At 69.3% G+C, this 8,915-nt stretch carries 8 protein-coding genes and 1 pseudogene; 5 read left to right on the top strand and 4 right to left on the bottom strand.

From position 1 onward, the window contains the following. From QZT59_RS09585 to QZT59_RS09565, 5 genes and pseudogenes are all read left to right on the top strand, one after another. Nucleotides 1–213 (top strand): annotated as a pseudogene (locus QZT59_RS09585) (zinc-ribbon domain-containing protein); the annotation flags it as partial. A 124-nt stretch (nt 214–337) separates the two neighbouring features. After that, complete coding sequence (locus QZT59_RS09580; RefSeq protein ID WP_290814837.1) at nt 338–1,021, top strand: DUF5305 family protein; 684 nt, start codon at nt 338–340, stop codon at nt 1,019–1,021. Continuing rightward, entirely contained in the window at nt 1,018–2,406 is a 1,389-nt protein-coding gene (locus QZT59_RS09575; RefSeq protein WP_290814831.1) for a M28 family metallopeptidase, read from the top strand. Before QZT59_RS09580 ends, QZT59_RS09575 begins: the two co-directional genes overlap by 4 nt. Nucleotides 2,407–2,542: 136 nt before the next feature. Next, nucleotides 2,543–2,803 (top strand): hypothetical protein, encoded by a 261-nt coding sequence (locus tag QZT59_RS09570; protein WP_290814828.1) that lies wholly within the window; start codon nt 2,543–2,545, stop codon nt 2,801–2,803. Nucleotides 2,804–2,853: 50 nt separating this feature from the next. After that, on the top strand, nt 2,854–4,320 hold the full coding sequence (locus QZT59_RS09565) for a metallopeptidase TldD-related protein (protein ID WP_290814825.1): 1,467 nt from the start codon (nt 2,854–2,856) through the stop codon (nt 4,318–4,320). 59 nt (nt 4,321–4,379) lie between these two features. Here the strand turns inward: QZT59_RS09565 and QZT59_RS09560 are convergent, their stop codons facing one another. From QZT59_RS09560 to QZT59_RS09545, 4 genes are all read right to left on the bottom strand, one after another. Next, nucleotides 4,380–5,744, bottom strand: a complete 1,365-nt coding sequence (locus QZT59_RS09560) for an ABC transporter ATP-binding protein (protein WP_290814822.1) — start codon at nt 5,742–5,744, stop codon at nt 4,380–4,382. After that, nucleotides 5,741–6,820, bottom strand: a complete 1,080-nt coding sequence (locus QZT59_RS09555; protein WP_290814819.1) for an ABC transporter ATP-binding protein — start codon at nt 6,818–6,820, stop codon at nt 5,741–5,743. Before QZT59_RS09555 ends, QZT59_RS09560 begins: the two co-directional genes overlap by 4 nt. Nucleotides 6,821–6,905: 85 nt before the next feature. Then, complete coding sequence (locus QZT59_RS09550; protein ID WP_290814816.1) at nt 6,906–7,877, bottom strand: ABC transporter permease; 972 nt, start codon at nt 7,875–7,877, stop codon at nt 6,906–6,908. 11 nt (nt 7,878–7,888) lie between these two features. Further along, complete coding sequence (locus QZT59_RS09545) at nt 7,889–8,866, bottom strand: ABC transporter permease (protein ID WP_290814813.1); 978 nt, start codon at nt 8,864–8,866, stop codon at nt 7,889–7,891. Between the last annotated feature and the right edge of the window lie 49 nt (nt 8,867–8,915).

Here is an 8,915-nt window from a genome sequence, read left to right as displayed (position 1 = left end):
GGTGACGACACGCGCGAGCGACGGTCCGACGCCACCGGCGGGGACGACGCCGCGGATCGGTCGGCGGCGGACCCGAGCACGGGCTCCGACACCAGGATCTTCGTCGACGACTTCGGCTCGTACGGGAACGACGGCGCGTGTCCGGACTGCGGCGAGGACGTCCCCGACGACCGAGACTACCGGTTCTGTCCGTCCTGCGGCGCGGAGCTCTAATTCGGCGTCGACAGAAGCGGACGTCCGTCGGCACCCCGACCGGGACGACGGCGCCGACGCGACCGAAGCGTGGTCGCTCTCCGGGGAGCTTCACCGCGGCGCCGAGGTCGTCGAGTCGACGACGATCCACGACGAGGGGGACCGACTCGAAGGCGAGTCACGCTACTTCACCGCCGTCTCGCCGACGGCCGAGGGCGAGTACGTCCTCGCGTCCGAGGCGCCCGACGGAACGGCCGACGTCGACGTCGAGATCGACCTCGTCGTCCGGTCGACGGGGGACGAGACCGTCTACTGGAGCGATTCCGAATCCGTCGCGGCGACGAGCGAGTCGGCCGTCGGACCCGGCGACTCGGTCTCGGCCGACCTCGAGGTGACCGTCCCCGAACTCGAAGAGCGGATCGACGAGATCGAGTCGAACCTCGGCGCGAGCCCGGGGAACGTCGAATTGTTCCTCGAGGCTTCTGTCGAGGCGAACGGCGAGATCGCCGGCGAAACGCGGTCCGTAACCGAGAGTCACCGGGTCGCGATCGACCGCGACGGCGGCACCTACGGCTTCGAGGACGCGTCGTTCCGGGAGGACTACAGCGACGTGGAAACCGTGTCGGTGACCGTCGCTCCCGGCCCGCTGCGGTCGATCGGCGGCCCCGCGGCCCCGCTGGTCGGCCTCAGCTCCTGCGCTCGTCGCCCGCGTCCCGAACCGCACGTCGCCTCCATTCGGCCGCGGACGATCCACGAGCGCATCCAGTTCCGGAGGCAGGGGCCGCTTCCGAAATCGGCATCACCGAGGCGAGTGAATAAGTTCCAATGAGCACGCTACCCGCCGACGTCCTCGGCGAGCTGTACCGAAGCGACGTCGGATGGCGGCTGCTGGCGGATCTGGTCGATCTGAACAACCGGATGCCGGGTCAGGAGGGAGAGCATCGCGGCGCAGCGTACGTCCGCGAGCGATTCGAGGAACACGACCTCGACGGGATCGCGGTCGAGGAGTTCCCGATCCCCGGCTGGTGGCGCGGGGAAGCGTCGCTCGAACTCCACGGCGTCGAACCCGAGCAGCGCTTCGCCCACCAGCACGAGCTCGTCACGCTCCCCGGGGTTCCCGCCGGCGAGGTGACCGGCGAGATCGCCGACCTCGGTCACGCCGTCCCCGAGGACTTCGAGGACGTCGATCTGTCCGGGAAGATCGCGATGGCCTCGAGTCGAACGCCGGACGACTACGACCGCTGGGTCCACCGGATGGAGAAGTACTGTCTCGCGGTCGAGGCGGGCGCCGACGGCTTCCTCTTTCGAAACCACGTCGAGGGCTGTCTGCCGCCGACCGGCGACGTCGGCAAGATCGATCGCGCGGCGGAGGTTCCCGCCGTCGGCGTGAGCAAGGAGGTCGGCGATCGACTCCTGCGCTACTGCGATCGCGGGGACGTCGAGGCGACCCTCGCGGTCGACTGCCGGAACGAGCCGGCGACCTCCCGGAACGTGGAGGCGGTCGTCGGCCCCGACACCGACCGGGAAGTGCTGTTCACCGCCCACGTCGACGGGCACGACGTCGGGACCGCTGCAGCCGACAACGGGGCCGGCTGCGTGCTCGTGGTGGAGGTCGCCCGCGCGCTGAAGGCGATCGAGGACGACCTCGAGACGCGGGTCCGGCTGGTCGTCTTCGGCGCCGAGGAAACCGGCCTCTACGGGTCGTACTACTGGAGCCAGACGCGCGACCTCGACCGGGTGAAGTGCGTCTTCAACGTGGACGGCGTGGGTTACTCGCGGGACCTGAAGGTCCACACGCACGGCTTCGAGGGGATCGCCGACGCGATCGCGGAGACCGGCGCGGAGTTCGACGTCGATCTCGCGACGGAGGACGGCCTCTACCCCCACAGCGACCACTGGCCGTTCGTCCAGCGGGGGATACCCGGCTCCCAGGGCCTCTCGGAAACGGACGACGAGGGTCGCGGCTGGGGGCACACCCACGCCGACACGCTCGACAAGATGGACGTGCGCGACCTCCGGGACCTGACGATCTACTGTGCGACGGCGGTCGCGAAGCTCGCCGAGCGCGACCGCGAGATCGAGCCGGTCGGCGAGGACGTGATCCGCGAGATGGCCGTCGACGGCGGGTACGACGTCGGGATGAAGGCGATCGGCCACTGGCCGTGGGGCGAGGACGATCGACCGTGGCCGTGGCGGGAGGAACCGGACGAGTGAAATACGGCGCAGGTTGCGCGGCCTCCCGGGACGGAGAGGCGGCCCGGGTAGCAGGACGAACCGGACGAGTGACGCGGCGCGGCGCGAACTGCAGATCACCGCAACGGTAAACCAGCCGGCCGACGACGGTTTTCGCATGCCCTGGAAGCGGCTCCGGCGGGTTCCGCCGTCCAGAAAGCGGGCTCTCGCGACGATCTCCCTCGGCCTCTCGATCCTGGTCGCGCTCGCGGGCGTCGGCTACTTCTGGTGGCGCGGCGACCCCGTCACCGGCGTGGTCATCGGCGCGTTCATCCTCGTCGCCGGCGCCTGGGAGTTCTGGCGGAAGGCGGGCGAGCTCCACGAGGAGGAGAAAGCGGAGACGGAGGCCGAGCGGCGACGCGAACGGGGCCGGCGGTAGGGACCCGCTCGGGCGAACGGCTTATTGTCCGCGACATGGCAACCGGCGGCATGGAGCAGGCGATCGTCGACGCGGTCGAGGTGGCGCTCTCGCGGATCGAGTCCGACGACGACGTCGCCTACGCCGAGGTCGGCGGCGTCGACGCGAGTCGGATCGACGCCGTCGTCACCGAGCGAGGGAAGCGGAGCGCGACCGTCGTCTCGACGGCGGGGGTGTGGTGTCGCGTCTTCGCCGACGGAACGGCCGGCTACCACTACTGCGACTCGCTCGCCGCGGAGGACGTCGAAGACGCCGTCGAACGGGCGACCAGGGGCGCCAGACAGCGGGCCCACGAGCGCGACGCCCGGTACGACGCGCACTCGATCCACCGCGACGACCACGGCGGCTGGGCCGCGCCCGACGACAGATTCGACGCGATCGAACCGGAGACCGCGATCGACCGCTTCGTCGACGCGGTCGAGGGAGCGATCGCCGACCGACAGGTCTCGCGAGCTCGGGTGAGACTCCGCGTCGATCCCGTCGAAACGACCGTCGCCACGAGCACCGGCGGGGCGGTCCGGACGCGGCTCGACCGCGTCGGCGTCGACGCCACGTTCGACGGCGAGGAGACCGGCGTCAGGCGCCACGCCGGATCGACCGCCGGCGCCGCGCTCCTCGCGGAGCTCCCCGAACGAGTGGCGGCGTGGCTGACCGAACTCGAGCGACGCGACGGGATGGAGCGGGCCGACGACGCGCCGACCGGAGACGACGTTCGCGCGTTGCTATCCCCGGCGGCGTCCGCGCAGCTCGCGATCGCCTGCTCGCGGTGGTTCACGGCCGACTCGCGGTACGCCGGGACCGCACCGGTCGACGTCGGCGATCGGATCGGGCCGCCGTCGCTCACGATCCACGACGTCGTCCGACCCGGCTCGTGGGCCGCCCGCGCCTACGACGCGCAGGCGAGGCCGACCCAGCCGGTGACGATCGTCGACGACGGCGACCTCGCGACCCTGCTGCACTCGACGGCGACGGCCGCCGACCGGAACGCACAGCCCGCGGGGAACCTCGTTCCGGGACTGTCCGCCGAGAACGCGCCCCGGATCGCGCCGCGTCACCTCGGGATCGAGCCGGGCGACGCGGCGCCGGACGATCTCGCCGCCGACGCCGTCGTTCGGATCGATCGCTTCGGCGAGCCCCGCCCGCCGGACCCCGTGCTCGACAAACACCGGACGAGCTGGGTGCCGCCGGACCCGATCGCCGCCGAAGCGACGCGAGACGAGCTCCGAGCGCACGTCGGAGCGGACGCCCCCGGCAGGCTCGACGTCCCGGTCGCGGAGGGCGTCCGACTCCGCGACGGCGAGGCCGCCGGTCGCCTCGAGGACGTCACCGTCGCCTTCGACCTCGATCACCTGCAAACCGTCTCGGGGATCGGCGCCGTTCGCGAGACGATCACGGCCGTGGACGCAAAGCACAAGACGCGCATCCCGGTCGCGTCGACCGCGCCGGCGCTGTCGCTGTCGACGACGCTGCGAACCTGAGCGCCGCCGTTCGGCGACCCGGACCGCGTTACCCCACCGTTCGACGGCCGAGACCGCGCTCAATCCATCGCCTGCGCTTCGCCGCCGCGCTCTTCGGACGTCGAGCGGAGGCGTTCGTCCCTGCCGTCGATGCCGTCTGGGTTTTCCCAGAGGTGACAGGCGATCTCCTGGTCGCCCTCGACGTCGGCGCGCTCGACGAGCGGCGGGACGTCCGTTTCGCAGATCGACTCGAACCGCTCGCGGAGGGTCGCGATCGCCGCGTCGCGTGCACCCTCGGCGATCTCGTCGAGCGCCCGTTCGACGACGTCCTCGTTCTCGCCCGAGAGCCCCGCGCCGAGGAGATCCTCGCGAACCGCCCGCTTGAACGCCGCCTTGTCGGTTCGTGCGCCATCGTCCGCTCGCTCCCAGTACTCGCCCTCGGCGAAGTCGCCGTCTTCCAGCTGATCGCGCAGCGTCATCACGTCGCGGTAGGCCTCCTGTTCGATGTCGATATCCGGCGGGATGACCGCCGAACAGCGCATGCGGAACCGACACCCCGAGGGCACGTGGATCGCGTCGCTCACCTCGCCCTCGAGTTCGACCCGCTCGCGCCCGGCGGACGGATCCGGGACCGGGACGGCGTTGATGAGCGACCGCGTGTAGGGGTGTTTCGGGTTCTCGATGACCTCCTCGGTGGCGCCCAACTCGACGATCTTCCCCATGTACATGATCGCGAGTCGATCGCACATGTGACGCAGCAAAGAGAGGTCGTGACTGATGTAGACGACCGAGAGGCCGAACTCCTCGGTCATCCGCTCCAGGAGCGTGAGCACGCCGGCGCGCAGGCTCACGTCGAGCATCGACACCGGCTCGTCGGCGACGATGAAATCCGGGTCGAGCACCAGCGCCCTCGCGATCGCCAGGCGCTGTCGTTGGCCGCCCGAGAGCTCGTGGGGGTACTGGTCGAAGTAGTGATCGGCCGGTTCCAGCTCGGCGAACTCGAGGGCGCGCCTGACCCGGGCGCGCTGGTTCGGCAGGTCGTGAATCCGCAGCGGCTCCGCGACGGTGTCGTACACCGTCATCCGGGGATTGATGCTCTCGAAGGGGTCCTGGAAGATCATCTGGGCGTTCTGGCGGAACGCCGTCAGTTCCGCGCCCTCGACGTCAGAGATGTCCGACCCGCGGTAGTAGATGCTCCCGTCGGTCGGCTCGTGGAGTTTCACGAGCGACATTCCGGTCGTCGTCTTGCCGCAGCCGGACTCCCCGGCCAACCCGAGCGTCTCGCCCTCCCTGAGTTCGAAGCTGATACCGTCGACCGCGTGGACGCGATCGCTCTCCCGGCGGCGGGCGGCGTTCACGAGGCTCGCGATCCACCCCTCGTCGATCGGGAAGTGCTTTTTCAGCCCCTCGACCCGGAGGATGCGGCCGTCGTCGGCGCGGCTCACGGCTCGCGCTCACCTCCGCTCCCGTCGGTGGCCGTAGGCGGTTCCTCCACCGGTCGCTCGGCGGCGTCGGACTGGGCCCACGTCTCGGGTCGGTCGGCGATCGGCCGGAAGTTCTCGTCGATCTCGTCCGCGTAGTGGCAGTAGCTCCGCAGCCCGTTGACGTGCATCGCGGGCGGATGCTCGTCCCAGCACGTCTCGGTGGCCATCGGACAGCGTTCGGCGAAGCGACAGCCGTCGGGCGGATCCGCAAGGTCCGGCGGGTAGCCGGCCATGCTCATGAGATCCTGGTCGGACTTGCGGATGTTGGGGAACGCCCGCTTCAGGCCGATCGTGTAGGGGTGGTAGGGGCGCTCGAAGATCTCCTCGACCGGCCCCTCTTCGGCGATCTGGCCGGCGTACATGACGATGACGCGGTCGCAGGTCTCCGCCACGACGCTGACGTCGTGAGTGATCACCATCATCGAAGAGTCGATCTCGTCTTGAATCTGGCCGACGCGCTTGAGGATCTGGTCCTGCATGATCACGTCCAGCGCGGTCGTCGGCTCGTCGGCGAGGACGAGCGCCGGCTCCAGCGCCAGCGCCATCGCGATCATCGCCCGCTGGCGCATCCCGCCGGAGAACTGGTGGGGATACTCGTCGGCGCGGTCGCGGTCCAGGCCGACGAGGTCGAACATCTCGTCGACGATCCGGTTCGCCTCGACGCGACCCGCCGTCCGGCGGTGGACCTCGATCGCCTCGACGATCTGCTCTCGAATGGTGTAGACGGGATCGAGCGCGTTCATCGCGGACTGGGCGATGAGCGAGATCTCCTCCCACTTGTACTCGCGGCGGCGCTTCTCGGACATCGCGGTCAGGTCCTCGCCCCGGAACCGGATCTCGCCGCCGTCGACGTAGCCCGCGTCGGGGAGGATGCCGATGATCGCCTGCGCGAGCGTCGTCTTGCCGCAGCCCGACTCGCCGACGATGCCGACGTTCTCGCCCTCCTCGATCGAGAACGAGACGTCGTCGACGGCGCGCACCGGTCCCTCGTCGCTCTCGTAGTAGACCTCGAGGTTCTCGACGTCGAGGAGGCTCACGTCGCCACCTCCCGGCGATTCGCGACCCGGCGATCCGGGCGACCGATTCGTCCGTCGTCCGTCCGTTTTCGTGGGGCGTTCATCGTTACTCTCTCAGCTGGGGGTTGGTGATCTCCTCGTAGCCGCGGCCGATGAGAAAGCCGCTGATGACGACGAGCGCGATGCAGATGCCGGGCGGAACGAACCACCACCACGCGCCCTCCGCGAAGGCGTTGTACGAGCGGGACGACTGCAGCATCGTCCCCCACGAGACCCGGTCGGGATCGCCCATCCCGAGGAACGAGATGCCCGCCTCGGCGAGGATCGCCCACGCGATCGCGAACGCGCCGTAGAGGAACGACAGCGGGAGCACGTTCGGCGCGAGGTGTCTCGTGAGGATGTGCCAGTCGCTGGCGCCGGAGACCTTCGCCGCCTTCACGAACGGGCGCTCGCGCAGCGAGAGCACCTGCGACCGGATGACGCGGGCGGTCGAGCGCCACTGGAGGATGACGATCGCGAAGATGATGTTCCACAGCGAGGGCTCGAGCACGGCCACCAGGAGGATGACCGTCGGAAGCAGCGGGAGGCCGTACATGAAGTCGACGATCCGCATCAGGAGGTCGTCGACGAAGCCGCCGTAGTAGCCCGCGACGAGCCCGACCATCGTCCCGATCCCCGCCGTACAGATCGCCGCGATGAACCCGACGAGCAGCGCCGCCCGCGAGCCGTAGATGAGCTGGCTCAACAGGTCGTAGCCTTCGGCGGTGGTCCCGAGGACGAACCCCTCCTCGCCGCCGTAGAACGCCGGCTGCTCCCACTGGGCGATCATGACGCCGTCGACGTACTGGCGCTCGAGGGGCGCGTGCGGGGCCAGAACGGGCGCGAAGATCGCTACGAGCGCGAAGAACGCGAGGGTGACGATCGCGAGTTTGACCGTCAGCTCCGACGTGAGCATGCGGAACTGCTCGGAGAGCGTCTCCCGCCAGAGCCGGAGCGTTCGCCGGAGGTCGCTGTACTCCTCCGTCTCGTCGACGTAGGCGTCGAGGTCGTCGAATATCGATTTGTCGGGTGCTGCCATCTCGTCTCACCTCAGTCGTACGTCACCCGCGGGTCCAGGTAGCCGTAGGCCAGGTCCGCGACGAAGTTCATGATGATCACCGTCGCGGCGAGGACCATGAACGTCCCCTGAGCGACCGGGAAGTCCCGGCGGAGCACGGCCCGAACCATCTCCCTGCCGATTCCCGGCCAGCCGAACACCGTCTCGATCAACACCGCGCCCCCCACGGCGTAGCCGAGCGCGATGGCGGAGGCCGTCACGATCGGGAGGAGCGCGTTCCGGGCGGCGTGTTTGAACATGATCGCCCGCTCGGAGAGTCCCTTCGCCCGGCAGACGTCGATGAAGTCTTCCGAGAGCACCTCCAGCATGCTCGAGCGCATGATGAGCAGCGGGTAGCCCATGTAGTAGAACGCCAGCACGGCCGCCGGGGCCACGAGGTGGTAGAGCAGGTCGAGGGTCGCCTCGACGAACCCCGTCTCCTCGAATCCGGCGCCCGGACTCCGCATGCCGCTCATCGGGATGACGTCGAGCCACGCGCCGAAGATCCAGAGCACGATCAGTCCGACCCAGAACGTCGGCATGCTGCGGGCGGCCAGCGCCGTGACGACGGTGGCTTTCTCCCCGCGGGTGCCGCGGTACCAGCCGGTGAACACGCCGGCGGTGATCCCGAACGCGTAGGCGACGATGAACGCCGTCAACATCAGCAACAGCGTGTTCGGGAGGTAGGTCCAGATCACCGCGCGCACCGGCTCGTGCGTGTGAAACGACTGGCCGAAGTTCAGGGTGAGCGCGTTCTCGAGGAATCGAACGTACTGGACGTGCAACGGCTCGTGGAGGCCGTAACTTTCGATGATGCGCTGTCTCGCTTCCTGGGTCATCTGCCCGGAGACGAAGTACGACGTCGGGTCGCCGGGCATCAGCCGGAACATGAGGAACAGCGCCGTGCCGACGGCCCAGAAGGTGACGAGGAGCTGGAGAACCCGTCTGACGACGAAGTGCGCTTTTCCCATCGATGGTGGTGTGTCCGGAATCGAGTCGTTTCGCGACGCCCCGGTGAAT

The organism is Halovivax sp. (assembly GCA_007119345.1).
GTDB lineage: Archaea > Halobacteriota > Halobacteria > Halobacteriales > Natrialbaceae > Halovivax.
This window is presented reverse-complemented; position numbering and strand designations above follow the sequence as displayed.

What these genes read in the sequence shown, in the direction of transcription:
- QZT59_RS09545 (WP_290814813.1), bottom strand. Translation starts at nt 8,866, where the DNA reads ATGGGAAAAGCGCACTTCGTCGTCAGACGGGTTCTCCAGCTCCTCGTC.
- QZT59_RS09550 (WP_290814816.1), bottom strand. Translation starts at nt 7,877, where the DNA reads ATGGCAGCACCCGACAAATCGATATTCGACGACCTCGACGCCTACGTC.
- QZT59_RS09570 (WP_290814828.1), top strand. Translation starts at nt 2,543, where the DNA reads ATGCCCTGGAAGCGGCTCCGGCGGGTTCCGCCGTCCAGAAAGCGGGCT.
- QZT59_RS09575 (WP_290814831.1), top strand. Translation starts at nt 1,018, where the DNA reads ATGAGCACGCTACCCGCCGACGTCCTCGGCGAGCTGTACCGAAGCGAC.
- QZT59_RS09565 (WP_290814825.1), top strand. Translation starts at nt 2,854, where the DNA reads ATGGAGCAGGCGATCGTCGACGCGGTCGAGGTGGCGCTCTCGCGGATC.